Source organism: Wolbachia endosymbiont (group B) of Camptogramma bilineatum (genome assembly GCF_947251825.1).
In the GTDB taxonomy this organism is placed as follows: Bacteria; Pseudomonadota; Alphaproteobacteria; order Rickettsiales; family Anaplasmataceae; genus Wolbachia.
Window position 1 is genome coordinate 1,072,014 of record NZ_OX366391.1, and the last position, 18,766, is coordinate 1,090,779.

General features: G+C 33.6%; 20 protein-coding genes and 1 pseudogene. 8 read left to right on the top strand and 13 right to left on the bottom strand.

From position 1 onward, the window contains the following. Nucleotides 1–106 precede the first annotated feature (106 nt). A complete protein-coding gene (locus OPR44_RS05390) occupies nt 107–778 on the bottom strand; it encodes a hypothetical protein (protein WP_264376493.1) in 672 nt (223 codons plus the stop codon). A gap of 173 nt (nt 779–951) precedes the next feature. Beyond that, on the bottom strand, nt 952–1,170 hold the full coding sequence (locus tag OPR44_RS05395) for a hypothetical protein (protein ID WP_264377982.1): 219 nt from the start codon (nt 1,168–1,170) through the stop codon (nt 952–954). A gap of 186 nt (nt 1,171–1,356) precedes the next feature. Between OPR44_RS05395 and secA the strand changes: the two genes are divergently transcribed. Next, a complete protein-coding gene (secA, locus tag OPR44_RS05400; RefSeq protein WP_265014627.1) occupies nt 1,357–4,008 on the top strand; it encodes a preprotein translocase subunit SecA in 2,652 nt (883 codons plus the stop codon). Between the two features lie 177 nt (nt 4,009–4,185). Here the strand turns inward: secA and OPR44_RS05405 are convergent, their stop codons facing one another. From OPR44_RS05405 to dprA, 4 genes are all read right to left on the bottom strand, one after another. Beyond that, entirely contained in the window at nt 4,186–4,431 is a 246-nt protein-coding gene (locus OPR44_RS05405; protein WP_264376495.1) for a transposase, read from the bottom strand. A 106-nt stretch (nt 4,432–4,537) separates the two neighbouring features. Beyond that, on the bottom strand, nt 4,538–4,696 hold the full coding sequence (locus OPR44_RS05410; protein WP_010405311.1) for a hypothetical protein: 159 nt from the start codon (nt 4,694–4,696) through the stop codon (nt 4,538–4,540). 366 nt (nt 4,697–5,062) lie between these two features. Beyond that, nucleotides 5,063–5,203 carry a hypothetical protein gene (locus OPR44_RS05415; RefSeq protein WP_264374660.1) on the bottom strand — a complete coding sequence of 47 codons (141 nt, stop codon included), beginning with the start codon at nt 5,201–5,203 and terminating at the stop codon, nt 5,063–5,065. 254 nt (nt 5,204–5,457) lie between these two features. Then, complete coding sequence (dprA, locus tag OPR44_RS05420) at nt 5,458–6,534, bottom strand: DNA-processing protein DprA (protein WP_264377984.1); 1,077 nt, start codon at nt 6,532–6,534, stop codon at nt 5,458–5,460. A gap of 61 nt (nt 6,535–6,595) precedes the next feature. Here dprA and OPR44_RS05425 point away from each other — a divergent pair, with 61 nt between their 5' ends. Then, a complete protein-coding gene (locus OPR44_RS05425; RefSeq protein ID WP_010405211.1) occupies nt 6,596–6,970 on the top strand; it encodes a ferredoxin family protein in 375 nt (124 codons plus the stop codon). 32 nt (nt 6,971–7,002) lie between these two features. Here OPR44_RS05425 and OPR44_RS05430 read toward each other — a convergent pair whose 3' ends face one another. Next, nucleotides 7,003–7,269 (bottom strand): hypothetical protein, encoded by a 267-nt coding sequence (locus OPR44_RS05430; RefSeq protein ID WP_264374658.1) that lies wholly within the window; start codon nt 7,267–7,269, stop codon nt 7,003–7,005. A 160-nt stretch (nt 7,270–7,429) separates the two neighbouring features. Next, a complete protein-coding gene (locus OPR44_RS05435) occupies nt 7,430–7,753 on the bottom strand; it encodes a hypothetical protein (RefSeq protein ID WP_265014628.1) in 324 nt (107 codons plus the stop codon). Between the two features lie 449 nt (nt 7,754–8,202). Here OPR44_RS05435 and OPR44_RS05440 point away from each other — a divergent pair, with 449 nt between their 5' ends. The 3 genes and pseudogenes from OPR44_RS05440 to OPR44_RS05450 all read left to right on the top strand — a co-directional run bounded on the left by OPR44_RS05440 (nt 8,203) and on the right by OPR44_RS05450 (nt 11,089). Continuing rightward, nucleotides 8,203–9,156 (top strand): D-alanine--D-alanine ligase, encoded by a 954-nt coding sequence (locus OPR44_RS05440; protein ID WP_265014629.1) that lies wholly within the window; start codon nt 8,203–8,205, stop codon nt 9,154–9,156. Beyond that, on the top strand, nt 9,137–9,895 hold the full coding sequence (locus OPR44_RS05445; RefSeq protein ID WP_264374656.1) for a cell division protein FtsQ/DivIB: 759 nt from the start codon (nt 9,137–9,139) through the stop codon (nt 9,893–9,895). The genes OPR44_RS05440 and OPR44_RS05445 overlap by 20 nt, the downstream gene beginning before the upstream one ends. 226 nt (nt 9,896–10,121) lie before the next feature. After that, nucleotides 10,122–11,089 (top strand): annotated as a pseudogene (locus OPR44_RS05450) (IS256 family transposase). Between the two features lie 77 nt (nt 11,090–11,166). Here OPR44_RS05450 and ligA read toward each other — a convergent pair. After that, nucleotides 11,167–13,122, bottom strand: coding sequence for an NAD-dependent DNA ligase LigA (ligA, locus tag OPR44_RS05455; RefSeq protein WP_265014630.1), 1,956 nt, complete (start codon nt 13,120–13,122; stop codon nt 11,167–11,169). Nucleotides 13,123–13,276: 154 nt separating this feature from the next. On the opposite strand from ligA, the gene OPR44_RS05460 reads away from it, so the two are divergent. Together OPR44_RS05460 and OPR44_RS05465 are read left to right on the top strand one after the other, a co-directional pair. Beyond that, the gene (locus OPR44_RS05460; protein WP_265014631.1) at nt 13,277–13,576 is read left to right on the top strand and encodes a hypothetical protein; all 300 of its coding nucleotides are present in this window, start codon (nt 13,277–13,279) and stop codon (nt 13,574–13,576) included. A gap of 53 nt (nt 13,577–13,629) precedes the next feature. Continuing rightward, nucleotides 13,630–14,004: a hypothetical protein gene (locus tag OPR44_RS05465; protein ID WP_265014632.1), complete on the top strand. Its 375-nt coding sequence runs from the start codon at nt 13,630–13,632 to the stop codon at nt 14,002–14,004. A gap of 518 nt (nt 14,005–14,522) precedes the next feature. Here the strand turns inward: OPR44_RS05465 and pyrE are convergent. Both pyrE and OPR44_RS05475 read right to left on the bottom strand, forming a co-directional pair. Then, nucleotides 14,523–15,113, bottom strand: coding sequence for an orotate phosphoribosyltransferase (pyrE, locus tag OPR44_RS05470; RefSeq protein WP_265014633.1), 591 nt, complete (start codon nt 15,111–15,113; stop codon nt 14,523–14,525). Further along, nucleotides 15,110–16,294, bottom strand: coding sequence for a dicarboxylate/amino acid:cation symporter (locus OPR44_RS05475; protein ID WP_265014634.1), 1,185 nt, complete (start codon nt 16,292–16,294; stop codon nt 15,110–15,112). Before OPR44_RS05475 ends, pyrE begins: the two co-directional genes overlap by 4 nt. Nucleotides 16,295–16,408: 114 nt before the next feature. On the opposite strand from OPR44_RS05475, the gene OPR44_RS05480 reads away from it, so the two are divergent. Next, entirely contained in the window at nt 16,409–16,939 is a 531-nt protein-coding gene (locus tag OPR44_RS05480) for a hypothetical protein (protein ID WP_265014635.1), read from the top strand. On the opposite strand, the gene murB is transcribed toward OPR44_RS05480, so the two are convergent. Together murB and hemC are read right to left on the bottom strand one after the other, a co-directional pair. After that, on the bottom strand, nt 16,928–17,812 hold the full coding sequence (gene murB, locus OPR44_RS05485) for a UDP-N-acetylmuramate dehydrogenase (RefSeq protein ID WP_265014636.1): 885 nt from the start codon (nt 17,810–17,812) through the stop codon (nt 16,928–16,930). The genes OPR44_RS05480 and murB overlap by 12 nt on opposite strands. Further along, nucleotides 17,803–18,681: a hydroxymethylbilane synthase gene (gene hemC, locus OPR44_RS05490; protein ID WP_064085264.1), complete on the bottom strand. Its 879-nt coding sequence runs from the start codon at nt 18,679–18,681 to the stop codon at nt 17,803–17,805. Before hemC ends, murB begins: the two co-directional genes overlap by 10 nt. Nucleotides 18,682–18,766: the final 85 nt, after the last annotated feature.

Sequence of the window (18,766 nt, forward strand, 5' to 3'; positions counted from 1 at the left end):
ATACTTGATAAAGCATAGACAAATCGTCATGTTGCTGCATGTTCTAAGTCATGATAAAGGAAGCAAAATTATAAATATAATTTTGCTTGTTCTCTTTATACCTTCACTACAACAACTTATTTTGCTGTATTGGATTAGATGGTTGAATATAACCTAAACTACTGTAACACGATTCTTCGTATGAAGGTAGTAGTTCCTCAAGCGGTGCTGAAGGTTGTACTTTTTCATAATTGTCAGAAGGAAAATTGTCTAATTCTTTATTATTAGTTGCCTTATCCATACATTTTATTGGTTGCTCTATATAGTCTTGTATTTCTTTTGTAAAACTATGATTTAGATAACAACTTGTTAAGTAAGCTACACCTGCTACTGTTAGTGCTAATGCTGCAAAAACTAAAGGTGAAGCTCCTATACACCTAAAAACCTTTACTTTATACATACTCATATGAGCAGGTGGATCAATGGTTGTTGCTAAAAAAATAAAAAAACCAAGTGAAAAAAATATTAATACGCAAATTCCACCCAATGAACAAGATCCTAACGCTACTTCTTTTAATGATTCTTCGTTTTTCTTTTTACTATTAAGGCTTCGATACATTTTATTAACGTTAGTATTGCTAATATAATCTTCTAGTTCTTTTAAAATTTTAGTCTTTAACTCTTCAATCTCATTATCTATTGACGAATAGTATTTTTTATACCGCTGCTTCAATTGAACGTCTAATACTGATTTACCACCATTTAGAAGATTTAAAATGTCTTTTTTTGCATAACTCAATCTCCTGAGAAATTTTAGAATCGTTTTGTTCTTTTATATCTTGATCCATTTTAGCCTGTAGTTTTTGACCAAAATCTTTAAATACAGTTCTGCAAGAAAGGTATTTTAATATAATAGGTAAAGCCAGCTCATTTCCCTTACTAAGCAAAGATAAAAGCTTCAAAGCGAAAGAATTAAGGTACTGCTTCTCTTGGTAGAATTAAGGTAAAATCTTCCCATCCTTGGCAAACTAATTTTATTGAAGAATCTTTAAACCCTTTTGTACCAAATTTTAATGAAGCAAAAAATTCTTCTAATTCTTCAAAAGGACAACTATTTTTCTCTAATTTTACTTTTATAATATTGCTTGATATTGTAACTCCACTAACCGTTTTATAAATGTAGCTTAACACTATTTTAATAATTTATCAAGAAAGTTTAATTATTAATTATAATATTTAATAAAATAAATAGACTCTTTTACATTTCATCTGCAAGAATCTTTTCCTTAGTTTGTAAATAAAGATTTTCTGAATCTAATTGCCGCAGGTTACGTTTAGTAATATAATCTCATATTAAATAAAACTTTACCTAAGTTTATGCCAGACTCTACGTTAGTTTTAACAACTATTCTTATATTCTCCATCTTTACGTTGTCACTTTTTTTTATAAAAAGGATATTTGGATCAACGAACAAGAAGATAATAAAATCCTTCAGAAAAATTGCTCAGCAGATTAATGCGCTAGAGCCAGAAATGCAGAGCTTATCTGATGAGGAGCTTGCTGGTAAAACCGCGAAATTTAAACGAGAACTGAAAAACGGAAAAACACTCAATGACCTTCTTGTACCTGCATTTGCGGTTGTACGCGAAGCATCGCGAAGATTCCTTAACATGAAGCATTTCGACGTTCAGCTAATTGGTGGAATGGTGCTCCATAACGGCATGATATCAGAAATGAAAACAGGAGAGGGGAAGACACTTGTTGCAACTTTAGCTGCATACTTAAATTCCTTAGAAGAAAAAGGTGTGCACGTCGTCACTGTTAACGACTATCTTGCAAAACGAGATACAGAGTGGATGAGTAAATTATATAATTCTCTTAGAGTTTCTGTTGCATTTATTACAAATAATTTTAAAGACGACGAGAGAAAAAAGGCTTATAGCGCAGATATAGTATACTCAACAAATAATGAACTTGCCTTTGATTATCTACGAGATAATATGAAATTTTCTCAAGAAGATATGGTTCAGAGAGGCTTCAATTATGCAATAGTAGACGAAGTAGACTCCATACTGATTGATGAAGCGCGTACTCCGCTCATTATTTCTGGCCCACTTGAGGAAAATAATCAGATATATAAGCATATCAATAAAATAGTAATCAAATTAGTTGATTCTGACTATGAAGTCGATGAAAAGAGTAGAGCAGTGTTCCTAACTGAAAATGGCATTTCACGAGTGGAGGAATTACTAAAATCGTATAACCTCATTCCTGAAAATTCCTCGCTCTATGATACTAGCAATATTATACTGACTCATTATATAGATCAAGCACTTCGTGCACATAAGCTGTTTACTGCTGATAAAGATTATATAGTGAAAAACGGTAAGGTGGTAATTATTGATGAGTTTACTGGGCGCATGATGGAAGGTAGGAGATATTCTGATGGTCTTCACCAGGCACTGGAGGCAAAGGAGAATCTTGAAATTCAGCATGAAAGTCAAACTTTAGCATCAGTCACATTTCAGAACTACTTTCGTATGTACAACAAACTTTCTGGTATGACAGGAACAGCAGCAACAGAGGCAGAGGAGTTTCGTGATATATATAGATTAAATGTAGTAAAAATTCCAACTAATGTGCCTGTTAAGAGAATAGATGTTGATGATGAAATTTATGGCACAGAAAAAGAAAAATTTAATGCTGTATTGAAGTTCATAGAAGAATGCCACAAACGCCTTCAACCAGTGCTTGTTGGCACTGTGAGTATTGAAAATTCTGAAAAACTTTCCGATCTTTTGAAAAGCCATTCTCTTAAGCATTCAGTATTGAATGCTCGTTATCATGAACAAGAAGCGTATATAATAGCGCAAGCTGGAATACCAGGCAGCATTACTATAGCAACAAACATGGCAGGACGTGGAACTGATATTCAGCTTGGTGGAAATGTTGAAATGATTGCAAAAATAGAGCTCGAGAAAATAAAAAATGCTGATGAAAGAGAAAAAAAATATCAAGAAATAGTCGAAAGAGTAAAAAAAGATAAGGAAATTGCTATAAAAGCTGGTGGCTTATGTGTTATTGGAACCGAAAGGCATGAAAGCAGGAGAATAGATGATCAACTGCGTGGCCGTTCTGGCCGTCAAGGTGACCCTGGACTTTCTAAGTTCTTTCTATCACTTGAAGATGATTTAATGAGGATATTTGGTTCTGATAGAATGAGGAATTTTTTGCAAAGAGTGGGACTAAAGAACAACGAGGCTATTCATCATCCATGGATTAATAAAGCACTTGAAAAAGCACAGAAGAAAGTTGAAGTTAGAAATTATGATGTGCGGAAGTCTTTGCTAAAGTTTGATGATGTAATCAACAATCAACGTAAAGTTATTTTTAAGCAGAGAAATCATATTTTAAACAATGAAATCAATGATTTAGTTGAAGTATATAGTGAAGTAAATGAGGATATAATAGAAGGTATAGTACAAAGTGGTTATTACGAAGATTATGTTGAAGATATTGCAAAAGAATTCCACATAAGATACGGGATAACGCTTAATCTAGAAGAGTTTTTGAATAAACAAGAAGCCTTGGATTATATAAATGACAAGATACAAGAATTTTTTACTGAGAAAGAAAAATATTTCAATAGTCAACAAACTACAGATTTGTGGAATACGATAGTGAAACAAGTGATGATCATGACACTTGATCATTTATGGAGGGAGCACCTTTCGGTCTTAGAGAGCCTAAGACAAAGCATAAATTTGCGTGCCATGGGGCAAAAAGACCCACTGAATGAATTTAAACGCGAAGCTTTCTTAATGTTTGAGTCGATGCTTGAAAAGTGGGGGGAGCTTACCATTCACCGCCTAGCGCACTTTAAGTTGCTAGACAATCAAGAAATAGGCAATAGGTCACGCTCTACTAAAAATAGCAGACTTCCAAAAGTTTCAAGAAATGACAAGTGCCCTTGTAACTCTGGAAAAAAATACAAACACTGTCACGGTGCAGTTGCCGTAGTGAATTAGTTGTTGCAAGAACATTATAGCTGCTATAGCTAACCGAAGTAAGATTTGCCCGAGCACTAAAAAACAAAATCAATAGCCGAATTAATATTGGGCCAAAAGGTTTGTAGAGCCTTTCTTATGTCGTGCTTGATCAGAATCGGATTTAAATCTGGCGAGTATGGAGGCAAGAACAAAATTTTACACCCAATATTTTCTATCAAATTTTTCGTCCTTGCAGATTATCGCATTGTCGAGAACAATAGTCTGTCCAGGTTTAAATACAGGGACAAGTACATTTTCTACATAAGCATCAAAAATCTCGCTGTTGCAGTAGCCATCAATTATCCATGGTGCTTTAACTTTTCCTTCATTCAGTGCTCCAATTATGCTTACCTTCTTTCTTTTGAACCCTGGGCAAATAACCTCTTGCCTCTTTGAGACCACCCATATTCATAAAATTCATTGTCCTCTATTCCAGACTCATCTATGTATATCAAGTTTCCTTTATTTATTTCTTCTACTTTTTTTTATGAACTCTTTGCGTTTCTCTTTATCTCTTTCTCGATAAAGAAAAGTTTTTTTTATATGTATAGTTTACTTTGCTAAGGTAGTTATATACTGTGCTTCTACACATATTACCAAATTCTTCAATTATCTTTTCAATTCTAATATCCTGATTTCCATTCAGAAATTTGATAAATCTATCCATATCTTTAATCTTATGGCCATATCCTTTGCGATAGCCTGAAGATGGTTTCTGTTTCTTTTTTCCTTTTCCTCCACAAATATATTGGTTTTATGCTCACTTTGAATATTTGACTGATTTTTTTATCGTCATTGTTTTTTTATCGACTCCTTTGAGAACACGTTCTTTCAGATCCTCACTATATGGACTTGGCATCTTCTTCTTTCTCATTACTTATTATACCATTCTAACCAATTTTGCCATATAGCTAAACCTTTCTTGGGTTAGCTATAGATGATAAAATATTTGATTCTAGTTCTTTATAGTCTACTAATCCGGTAGTTCTATTTGCTTGACTCATTTCAAACCTCCATTTTTTATATCAATTTATTACTTTTCTTTTCGGCTTGACACACTTTTTTGAACGTTCCCCACTTTTTCTATCACCTTTTCAAATTCTTCTACAGTTAAGCCTGTTATATTACGAAAATTTCTTGGGTGTTTCTTTATATTGTGGTAACTAAAGCTCATTTTTTTACCTTACTCTATCTGCTTATTCCTCTTCCATCATTTTATCATTACCTTTTGCAGCAGGTCTATTGATGCATGAGTCTGGAATCTAGGAATTCTGATTATATATTAAGTTAGTAAGTATAAAAGTTATGTAAAAATACAACGTTTTTAGTGAGATTACGGAAAGCCAGCGTCACACGCTGGAATGACATCTTTCTTGGTGGACTCAAATCATAATGTTTGTACGGTTGTGGATTTATAACTAAAGCAATCTAGAAAATTAATGATATTTTATTCCCCGGCGAACGCTCTATTTTATTTTCCGTCTCTAGTTCCAAAAGAGCCATTAGAGCTATGTTGGTAGAAAGTCCGCTTGCTAATATAAGTTCATCTATATCAACAGGTACAGAGTTAATATGATCAACTATAACAGATTTTGCCTGTTGTAATTTTTCTTGTTTTTGGTCAGCAACGGTATCAAATAGATTTTTTTGCTGAAGAGGTAAACTAAATCTCACGCTCTCTACTATATCATCAGCGGATTCAACAAGTTTAGCGCCGTTCTTAATTAAATAATTACTACCACTACAGCGTGAATCTAAAGGGAAACCAGAAACTGCAAACACCTCTCTTCCTTGATTCAAAGCAAAATCTGCTGTGATGAGAGAACCAGACTTTTTTGATGCTTCAATTACCACAACACCGAGTGAAAGGCCAGATATAATTCGGTTTCTTTGGGGAAAATACTGAGGCTTTGGTTTAGTAGCAAATGGAAGCTCAGTAATTACTAACCCGCCATTTTCAGTGATTCTTTTGTATAGATCAAAATTTTCTCTTGGGTATACTACGTCAATTCCGCTTGCTGTGACAGCAATGGTTGGGTGATTTTTGTATATTACACTGTTTGCTGCAGTATCGATCCCTCTTGCAAGTCCAGAAATTACGATGAAACCAACTTCGCTTAAATCAAGTGCCAACTTATTGGCAAAATTTCTTCCATTGATTGAAGAATTACGTCCACCGATTATTGCAATTATCTCACGGCTTAACAATGATATATCACCAAGTGTAGTTATTACAGGAGGACAACTCGGTATATTCCTTAAAATGTCAGGGTAATCTGGATCACATGCTGGTATTATTTTGGCTCCAATTTTTTCTGCATTCTTAATTTCTTCTTGTACATTTTTAATTCCATAATCCTTGTTAGCCAATTCATTAAGATACTTAAGCACTTCATCTAGTGAGCCACATGCTCTTAGTATACTAAAAAACTTTACTGGTCCCACAGTTCTAGCCAAGCTTAGCCATATTTCTAATTCTTCGTTATTTAATTTATTTATCTTCATAAAAGGCTTGAATTTCTTATCAGTTTAGTGTACCCAAGATAATGCAAATATACAGTATTTTATGACGCATTTTGTTACAGATAAATGCATAAAATGTAAATATACGGACTGTGTAGAAGTATGTCCCGTTGACTGCTTTTATGAAGGTAAAAATATGCTCGTGATTAACCCAGATGAGTGTATTGATTGTGGAGTGTGTATACCTGAATGTCCAGTAGATGCAATTGTAACTGATGATTCCATAAAAGATATTCTAGAGCTAGATGAAGGCTTACTGAACAATGAACAAAAAATCTTTAAATCATTTTACAACATAAATGTAGAATATTCGCAAAAGTGGCCAAATGTCACAGCTAAAAAGCAACCCCTAGATACAGCAGAAGAGTATAAAGAAAAAAAGGATAAAACAGCTTATTTTGACGAAAATTTAGGGTAATAGAGTACGAAAGTGGACTCACACTTTTTTGATTAAATAGACATTGAACTGTAAGCATCTATTTCATCTGCCATAGACGATAATTGTGCACTCTCAAAACGGAGATTGTTTGCAATGTCTATTAATTTCTCACTAATTTGTGAACGAGGTTCAGGCACTGGAAAGAAAGCATCACATCTAGCCTTGCACAGAGGTTTGTCTGTTTCATTGAACGCCTCTTCACAGTTTTTGTGGCAAATATGAGATAGGTTGCGTGCCTGAAACGTTAATGAATTCGAGTTTTGTGTAGACATAACCATAATATACTCCTAAATTAAAAAACTAACTCCACGGTAGCATTTATGTGTTAATAAAATTGTAATATTTATATTAGCATAATTACTTTTCAGATACGTTTATTACTTTATTGAAAAGTTCAGAATAAATAGAGAGTACAAAAGAAGCCTCACATCTTTTTGGTTAAATAGACATTGAATCGTAAATGTGCGTTTCATCAGAAAATATATCAGCAGATGATATATTACTATCAATATTGTCTGGTTTAAGTTCATCGTTCAGATTCTCGAAATCTTTTTGAATTGTTTCAATTGTCTTCTTTAAATTACCATACTCTCCCCATAACTTGGTATTGGTTAAATGAATATTATTGCTTAGATTCTTGAAATCTTCTTTAATTGTTTCAATTGTCTTCTTTGAGTTATAATGCGCTCCCCATAACGGTCCAGTGATTAATTTAATACAAACTTCACTTAATAAACATTGATTATTATCTTTTTCTGACATAATATTCTCCTTAATTAATATTATATTTAATATAGTATTAAAGTATTAATACTATATTAAATATGGAATCAAAAGTAAATAAAGCAATACAGGAACGTCTTACAGTTGATTCAGTGAATCTTGCACCATAGCTTTAAAGGGTTTAGAAGACTAAGAGTTGGCGATGTGTATTATACAGACACCAAAAACATGAAGTAACTATCGTTACAATAGGATATAGGGACACCATTTACGTTTGAAGGAAATATGTTTTGCAATAACCCTATTCTATAATGCAAAACCCAATGTATTACTTGCAATCTGGTGTCTGATCACAAAGGAACCAGTTTACATAAAACTACTTGCCACCTGCAAATTGCAATATCTGTACAGCTGTGGAATTTTTCAAAGCGTTTTTTCTATTGAAGATAAAAGTATCTTTTATATATGATATATAGCAAAATATTAGGGTGCTTATGGTTCCAACTATAGCAATTTTAAGTGGTGGATTTTCTTGCGAAAGAGAAATATCGCTTATGAGCGGAAAAGCAGTAAAGAAGGCGCTTGATAGCCTTTCATATAATGCAATAGAAATAGATGTTGATAGCAACATTGCTCAAAAGCTTAAAAAAACTAATCCCGCTCTTGCTTTTATTGCTCTACATGGACCTTATGGTGAAGATGGCTGTATTCAAGGTTTACTGGAGATTTTAGGTATAAAATATACACACTCAGAAGTTATGGCTTCGGCTGTTGCTATGAATAAAGTGATGTCAAAGCATATATTCCATTCTCTTAATATCGACACTCCAAGAGGTTATGTAATTAGTCGAGAAGATGTGCTAAAAAATAATATTAAAGTTGATTATCCGTACGTCTTAAAACCGATTAACGAAGGCTCAAGCATTGGAGTACACATGATTTTCTCACATGAGGATTACTTAGAGCTGAAAAATAACAGTTCTACTATAATGGAAAAGATGATCATAGAAGAATACATACCGGGTATAGAGTTACATACTGCTGTGTTGCTGAATGAAGCAATTGGCACTATGGAAATACGACCAAAAAATAAATTCTATAATTATGAAGCAAAGTATACAGATGGATTTGCAGAACATATATTTCCTGCTAAAATTCCTGACAACATATATAGAATGACCTTGGAACACGCACTAAAAGTTCATCAATTTTTAGGATGCAAAACTGTTTCCCGCTCAGACTTCCGTTATAATCCCCAAAATAACACTTTAAAAATGCTTGAGATTAATACACATCCTGGCTTTACTGAATTATCGTTAGTACCAGAAATTGCAAAATTGACAAAAGGAATTGATTTTAATGAATTAATTAAAGTTATTGTCAAAGACAGTTTACACCACAAGAATATTAAAGATCAAGCCGATGTTGAACAATGTTACTAGAAGCCAAAGGAGTTTTTTGCGCAAGTGTGCTTTCATGATTATAACTGCACTTTTCCTTACACTAGTACTTTATAGTTCACTTGATAAAATAACAAATCGATTCAATTACTACTTTACTTGGTGTAATGATCGCTTATCGAGCTTATTAATTAGCAATGGATTTTCAATCGACAAAGTAACCGTTACTGGAAACAAATTTACAAATGAACAGGACATTCTAAGTTTAGTAGATAGAACACAACCTATCATGTATGTATCACTCTCAAAACTAACAGATAATATACAATCTGTAAGCGAATGGATAAAACATGTAAGAATTTATAGGATTTTACCCAACACCTTACGCATTGATGTAAATGAACACAAACCTTTTGCTCTTTGGAAAGATGATAACAGAACTTCAGTAATTGACTCTGAAGGTAAAGTAATCGTAGATGATTACCAGATAGATAACCTCGTTATAATCAAAGGACAAAATTCGTTATCAAGCCTAAAATTCATTAAAGATATACTAGAGAGGAAAACTCAATTAAGTGATCATATTTCTTCTTGTGTTTATGTAGGCAATAGAAGATGGAATATCATACTCGATAACAGTGCCACAGTAAAATTGCCTGAAGATAATCCTTATAGCGCATGGGATTATTTAAGCCACTTGCAAAATACAACCGACTTTACTTTTAGCAATTGGAGCGTAATTGATATGCGTGTTGCTGATAAGATCTTTGTGAAGAAGTGATCTGCTCGGTGCTCCTTTTAATTTCATGCAAGTAGCCCTTTCTCTGTCATCCGAGTAGCTTAAAACTGGAATCCAGATTACAAGTAATTGATTGGGTTGGGTGAGTATGGGTTTTGCATTATAGAAGGAAGCATTAACCATTACTAAACAAAAAGGGGAGTGTTAAATAAACTGTGTCAAACCGAGAAGTAAAGTAATAAATTGATAAAAAAATGGAGGTTTGACAATGAGTCAAGCAAACAGAACTACCGGTTTGGTAGACTATAAAGAATTAGAAACAAATATCTTATCATCTATACGAGAAGGAAAACCATTGACAGGAAGAGATGGAGCATTAACACCATTTATAAAAAAACTGCTAGAGGGAAGGCGAGATAGAAAACCATTTGTCGGCTGAAAGCGAAGAAAACAACCGAAGAAATTCAAAGACTTTACGGACAAGTATTTGAACTATTGACACCAAGAGATAGAGAAGGAAGTTTCGAGCCACAAGTAGTCAGAAAAAGGCAAACAACCGAATTTGAAGCAAAGGTTTTAAGTACATATGCCAGTGGCATGGGATATAGCATCGCATGTAGAAGAAATATAAAATATCTGCAGCAGAGATATCAAGTATTACTGACAAATTGTTACTGGTAATCAACGAATGGCGCAGTCGTCCGCTGCAATCTGTATATCCAATAGTGTTCATGGTTTTTTAAGGTCAAGGAGGACGGGCATTGTGTAAGCAAATGTATGTATAACATATTAGCAAAATGGCAGAAAAGAAGTTTTAGGCTTTTATATAGCAGAAAGTGAGGGAGCTAACTTTTGGCTAGGGATGTTAAATGACTTAAAAGAGAAAGGAGTAGATGATATTCTGATAGCTTTGTGTTAAAAAGCTTTCCTACAGCTATAAATAGCGTATTTCCTAAAGCAGAAATGTATAGTACATCAGATAAGAAATTCACTGAAATATGTATCGAGCAAAAGTTTTCATAAATGATTTAAAAAAAACATATCAAGTAGAGAAATAGCCGAGAATTTACTAAAACCAAGGGCTCATTTACCAGCACAAATGCCTTGTATAAACAGGTATATTGTGCTATAAAGAAGGCAGGAGAGAAATGGACTATGCCTATACATGATTGGGCTTTAACTATCTCTCAACTTGATATCTTTTTTCCTGGTAGGTTAAAAATCGAGTTGAACTAAAAATGCGATTTGACACAGTTTATTTAACACTCCCATTCTTCTATCAGTTAATTCATTCCCGTCAGATTAAGTTGTGTTTAGCACAATTTGTTCCACTGTTCTTCATCTAAAATTTCCACACCCAATTCCATTGCTTTTTTATATTTTGAACCCGGATCTTCTCCTGCAATTAAATAGTCAGTTTTAGTAGAAAGGCTTGAACTGATCTTTGCCCCTAAAACTTTAGCTCTTACTTTTGCCTCCCCTCTGCTCATAGCACGTAGCTTACCAGTAAACACTATAATTTTGTTATTCAAAAAAGAATCGCTAGAGTTGGAGCTCACGGGAAGAATTTGCAGATATGCAGTAAGATCATTTAACATTTTAATGTTACGTTCCTGAGAAAAAAACGATTTTAAAGATTCAGCTACTTTTTCTCCTATACCATCTATACCTACCAACTCAACATCATTTGATGACATCGAATTATACCAGTTATCATAAGATACATAATAATTTGCGAGCAATTCTGCTGCAACTTGGCCGATAAATCTGATACCCAAAGAAAATATGAACCTATCTAGAGAGATTACTCTTCTGCTTTGTATAGCACTTAATAGATTAGCTATTGACTTCTCGCCCCAACCATGATGCTCTTTTAAGGAAAACTCTTTTAATCTTTCCTCTAAAATAAAAATGTCTGGAATTTGTCTTATTAGTTCCAGATCATAAAAAAACTTTATTTGTTTTTCACCAAGGCCAACAATGTCAAATGCATCTTTTGACACAAAATGTTTTAGTTTTTCTACTATTTGAGCCTTGCAATTAAATTCTTCAGGACATCTTACTGCAACTCCTTCAATCTGCACTTTACTACCACATTCAGGACATATGTCAGGAAACATAAATTCAGGCATATTTGCATGACGAGAACCTTCATCTACTTTGACAATTTGAGGAATTACATCTCCAGCTCTTTTAATTGTTACAACATCTCCTTCTCTTATGTCTTTACGTTTTATCTCATCTTGGTTATGTAGACTTGCTCTGCTAACTAGCACTCCGCCAATATTGACTGGTACCAAATCTGCAACTGGAGTTAAAACCCCCGTTCTACCCACCTGTATAAATATTTTATTTAACTTTGTCTTTGCATAAACCGCAGAAAATTTATATGCAAGCGCTGAGCGTGGCGCTTTGTGTGTACTTCCCAGACGACTTTGTAGCACCAAATCATTCACTTTATAGACTATCCCATCGATATCATAATCCAAGTTATAACGATAATCATAGATCTCGTTATAGAACTTTATCATTCCATTCAAACTACTTGTTAAGGAACGATGCTCATTTACGCAAAAACCAAGTTTCTCAAGTTTTTCTAGTACTTCACTTTGACTTTTCTCTATTCCACCAATTAAAGAATAAGCAAAATATCTAAGAGGCCTTTTTGCTGTAATGTTCGCATTCAATTGCTTTAAAGAACCAGCAGCTGCATTTCGAGGATTAGCGAATTCATTATTTTCATTTAACTTTAAAAAGTCGCTGTTACTGATATATATTTCACCCCTTACTTCTAGTCTTCCTTGCACATCTTGTAAAAACTTAGGAAAGCCTTTTATTGTTGCAACATTGTGAGTTACATCCTCTCCTACAAAACCGTCACCTCGAGTTGCAGCTTTAACAAAATTCCCATCTTCATAAATTGCAGAAAATGACAATCCATCAATTTTTGGCTCACATAATATCTCTATTTCATCTGCAATTAAAAATCTCTTTATTTTAGACAAAAATTTTTCTACACCTTGTTCATCATAAGCATTCTCAAGAGAAAGCATAGGTTCTTGATGTTCCACCTTAGAAAATCTCTCATCAGGCGGAGCACCAACACTATCTTGTGTTGCATAAGCTTCTGGCTCTATTGCAGCTAACTTTTTTTTCAGTTCATCATATTCAGCATCACTTATCTCTGGCTTACTTTTTTGATAATATAAGATATTATGATAATTAATTTGATTTTGCAGTTTTTCTCTCATCTTTTCCAAGTCAGTCATGATACCAATATAATGCTCTTTGTCGTCAAGTCATGAATTTTTTCAAAAGGTACTATAAATTTATACTACTGCCCTGAAAAGCAATACTAATATTAATATAATTTTTGTACTTGTATATTAATGTTAGTATAGTTTTTTAATTAAGGAGTACATTATGAAAGAATACAATTACAAAAATTTGGCTGACGAATCAAACTTCGGCTCTCAAGTGTATCGTGCAGGAATGTTTGATAAAATTCTTGGTATAAGCAAAACAGCAAAAGAAGCTGCGAATCAAGTAATATCTAAAATGGGTAACGATTTAAAACTAGAAGCTAGAAAAGCAGCTCAAGATGAAGTAAAAAAAATAGAAGAAAAAATGCTAACTTTAGCTGAAGAGAAAGCTAACAAAATAGCTACCGAAAAAGCTAATCAAATAGAAAAAAAATATCGACTTCAATTGATAAGACAGTAAAGTCAGTAGAAGCAAACGCTGAAAAAGCAGCAAAAAATGCAGCTAAAAAAGCAGTGAAAAAAGTAGGACCAGAAGTTGCAGATTTGCTAAAGCCAGAAATAAAAACTCAGGTAGAAGAAGAAGTAAAAAAATATACTGAAGAAAAAATTGAAAGCCTTATAAAACCTAAAATTACAAGCAAAATAAATGATCTTGTCACTACACAAAGTAAAGAAGTAAGTACACTTTTAGAAGATGAAATGAATAAATTAGTCGAAGATGCACATAAAAATTTGAATGGGAAAATAGATCAGATTAAATGTGAACTTACAGAAGTAAAATCTAATCTCTTAGAAGCTAGTGCAAAAAATTTCCTTGAGAGCGCAAAATTATTGTCTTTTGCTGCACAAGATGAAACATGTGAAAACCAAGATTTAGTGTATTTTTAATCACAACAGGGGTTTATATAAGGTTTTTATGGGTTAAAAAACCCATAAAAACCTTAGGATAAATGAAGAGAAAAGTATCTGTTAAGTTGCATGGCTACTGTGCAAAATATTGAAGCAAAAAGGTTTCATCCCAGTGCTCAGACACTGAGATCCATTGTTCCTTTCTGGATTCCAGCGTCACGCGCTGGAATGACACCTATTTGTTTTAGTAGTTCCTTTCCTGTCATTCAAGTAGCCTTTTCTTGTCATTCCAGTGCCCAGACACTGGTGCTCACAAGCAAACTAATCATAGGAGGTATTATAATAAAAACAACGTTTTCAATAAAACTACATAAAGCAAGTGTCACGAACCGGAATGACACCTATTATTGTTTTTACTTTATATCTTTATTTGTCTATCTTATTTTGCCATTCTGTTGAACGAATACAGGAAAATAAACTGTAATATCTAACTTTGATGCAAAAAGATCAACATATAACACATAAAAGTTACTGAATCACTTTAGCCATATATAGAATTATTTTGTTAAATATTCTCTACTCCCAGGTTTCATTATAGGTAATTGTTTTAATTCACTTGGCAGTTCTTCCTCGCTATAGTTTTTGATATTTAGTTCAATCAAAGATATTACAGGAAAGGGCAGTTTTGTTTCACTATTTCTCTTGATCAAAGAAGCTCCAGCAACAACTTTACCTCCCTTCTCTTCTCCACATTTTACTGCTTCAAGTGAAGATTTACCTGTGGTAATCACATCTTCAATTAGTAAGATTTTCTCACCTTGTTTAATCTCAAATCCACGGCGTAATTCAAATTTACCATTAACACGTTCGCAAAATATTGTTCGGATTCCAAGCTGTCTACCAATCTCATAACCCACGATTATTCCACCAATCGCAGGAGATAGTATTAAATCTATGGGTTCAATAAGCTCTTTTCTTATTTTATTCGCCAATAGCTCACAAACGTTCATTGCTCTGCTTGGATTTTCAAAAATTTTAGCGCATTGTATGTAAGTGTTGCTGTGCAGCCCTGACGAGAGTACAAAATGTCCGTGCAAAATCGCACCAGCCTCTTCAAATTCTTTTATTATTGTATTATCTAATATCATTCTTGAGTTTGAAATTCTTTATTAATTATCTGCGTTATACAGATATCAGACCACACATTTATTGCAGTTTCAAACATATCAATGATTGTATAAATAGGCAAAATCAATCCCATAATGTACAAAGGAACATTCATTGATACCAAATAACTAGTTGCCATAAAATAGCACCCCATCGGCACTCCAGCGTTACCAATTGCAGCTCCTGTAGCTAAAAAAATCCATATGAACATCTCACTTAAGGAAAATGTGTGCCCATTCATCTCTGCAACAAACATCACTGTGATTAAAATAAATGCAGCACACGCATTCATATTGACTGTTGTGCATATTGGTAGAATAAAAGATGACAATTTCTTTGGTACCTTTAGCTGATTTTGCACACATTCTATAGTTGTAGGCAGCGTTGCACTAGATGATTTAGAAAAAAACGCAAGTGTAAGTGCTGGCATCACACCTTTCATCGTTTGAATTGGTGATATACCTTTATACCACATGAGTAGTGGCAAAATCACAAATGCTTGCACGAAATTTGCAGACATTATGCAAGCAAAATACCAAAAAAGACTATGGAATTCGCTGCCACCTTTTAACTCGTATAAAAAACATGTGATAAAAGACCATACAGCAAGAGGAATAAACTTTAATAACCCTTGAGCAATTCTAAGAAGTGTATCAAATAGTGCAGAAAATATTTGGTGTAATATATCTTGTTTTTCTTTTGAGAGCGAAATAATAGCTCCACCCATCAAAAAAGCAATCAATATGCTGCCAATAACATTATTTTCAAGAAAAACTTGCACAAAATTCGAAGGAATGAGTGATTTTAAGTATGAAAAGTAATTGTGGTTGCTGTCACTCACACTTTCTATTGTGTTACTTATGAAATTTTTTCTTACTGGATCTATAAATAAATAGAAAGATAGCGCAACAAATGCAGCTATAATGGTTGTAAGCAGCGTATAAAACAGCGTCTTCTTAAGTAATACTTTAATTTCAATTGAGTCTTTAAGCCCTGAAATTATGGACACGATAGATAGAAAAACCAAAGGTAAACTGATTAATTTCAACAAACTGATGAATATATCACTAAATAGCTTTGCTACTTCAAATATTACTTCATTGTTTAAATAGTAAGCAATTACCGCAAACAGTATAGAAAAGAGTATTGTGAACTTATGCATTAAAAACAAAACTTCAAATTGATACTATACAACAATTTTTGGAATTAGGTTAAGATAACTTTACAGATGAAGGAAAAATGAGTAACATTTTATTATTGATTAAGTTTTAAAAATATGCCATATCCAATAGATGCTCCATTATCTATACTAGCTGGAATAGGGGGACTTACAGGTTATACAGTAGGTCTTGCATGTTATGCGCTGAGTGTACCTTTATCTCCTCTTATTATAGGCAGCATTACTACTGTTGTTTCTGCAGCATTTATTTCTATACCTCTTGTATTGTTCATGTCCATATTCGCTGATCGAGATTCAGACTTAGAGTTATTTAAGTTATTCAATATACTATTTATTCCTCAAGTAGTAATCGGAATTGGTTTAAGTGCAGCTATAAACGCCATTCCTGGTATAACACTAGATATAAACTCAGCAGCTAATTTTGGTGTAATAATAGGACTTGCTTTACCAATCCTAACAGTGCTTGCAATGATATATCTACCACCTATAGTTGAAAAAGTAAAAGGAACCTTTTTTTCGCAGGAAAAGAATAACAACCATACTGCATCAAATGATAACAATAAGGACACTTTACAAATAGATAGTGTTGAACAGCCAAGAGATACAACTATAAATTTAGCTACCTAAAACCCTTATCTCCCACTCAAGTTCAATGTTAAATTTATCTTTTACTGCATCTTTTACTCTGTTGCTAAGGTTTTCTAAGTCAAGTGCAGTTGCATTGTTGTAATTGAGCAGAAAATTACAATGTTTCTTAGAAATTTTAGCTCTACCGTTACTTAATCCTCGGCAGCCAGACTCATCAATCAGTTTCCATGCCTTGCAGCCTATTGGATTTTTGAATATACAACCAGCAGTTTTTCCTCTTACTGGTTGACTTTTATTTTTTTTATCAATAACTTCTTTCAATCTTTGCAATATAAGCTCATACTCTGAACTTACTCCTTTAAATTCAGCTTCAATAAAAATCCACCTGCCTTTTAGACTATGTCCACGATAAAAATATCCCATTTCTTCACTGGAAAATTCATATAAATTCCCATCTTCTAGATTCACTGCCCTTATAAACTTTACAACACTCGCAATATCACTACCATATGCACCTGCATTCATCTCTATCCCACCGCCAACTGTTCCTGGAATTCCAGCAAGAAACTCAAGCCCACTAATTTGCTGTTCTCCGGCAAAGTATGCAAGGTTACTAAGCAATGCAGCACCACCTGCAACAATGGAGTTATTATCTTTACATTTTATATATGCAAATTCCTTACCTAATTTCACCGTTATTCCTCGAATGCCACTATCTTGCACTATTATGTTGGATGTTGCACCGATAACGCTAATTGGTAACTCCGCATCTTTTATCAAGCACATTAGATCTTCAATGTCACGTGGCTTAAATAGTACATCAGCTTGGCCACCAACATTTAACCAAGTCATTTTAGACATTGAAACATTATAACGGTAGATTCCACATACTTTAGGTAAGCTTATAAGCATTTTGATTTTAACTCTAATCCTGCATCCATACCCATTTTTTCTGCATCTTCTACAAACGAAGTGCGTTCAGTAAAGTATATAACTCTCTCGCCCGCTAACATACAATAAAGATGTAGCATGTTTTCACTCACATATTCTGCTAAAGCTGCAAGCGGTGTAAAGCATGAACCATTTACTGTCTTCATGAAACTGCGCTCTGATTTTGCCCTTATAAAAGACATATTATTATTAATTTTCTCTAAAAGATCGATAACTTTTATATCATTCTTTCGGCATTGAATGCAAATTGCCCCCTGCCCTACTGCGCTTAACATGACTTTTGGTGGCAATACCTCTGTAATTAAGTGATATTTTTTTAATCTTATCAGCCCTGCTTCAGCTAAAATCATTCCATCAAAATTCTGATTTTGCAGTCTAGTTGTCACATTTCCACGCAGTGTCACTACATTTAAGTCTGGCCTGAGATTTAACAGCTGAACTTTTCTTCTTATTGAAGAAGTTGCAATTGTAGCCTGCTGTGGCAAAGTTTTTAGGCTCTTATATTTATGAGAAATAAATACATCACATGGACTTATCCTCTCTAAAACACAAGGAATTGTTAAGTCCTTCGAGAAAAACGCAGGTACATCTTTTAGCGAATGAACCGCCATATCTATATTATTTTTGAGTAATTCAGCCTCAATCTCCCTGAGGAACAGTCCTTTACCTCCTATTTCAGCAAGGGTTACATTAGCATATTTATCACCAGAAGTTTTGATTTTTATGATCTCAACGGATAGATTAGGAAAAGACTCTAATAATCTTTGTTTTGCTTCCAAAGCTTGGATGATCGCAAGGTCGCTTCCTCTCGTACCTATTTTAACTAGCATATATCCTTCATATTATATGTCTATATTCTATGTCCATTTTTTATTATCTCCAGTTTAGTTATTGAATACTTTATAATTAGTGCAT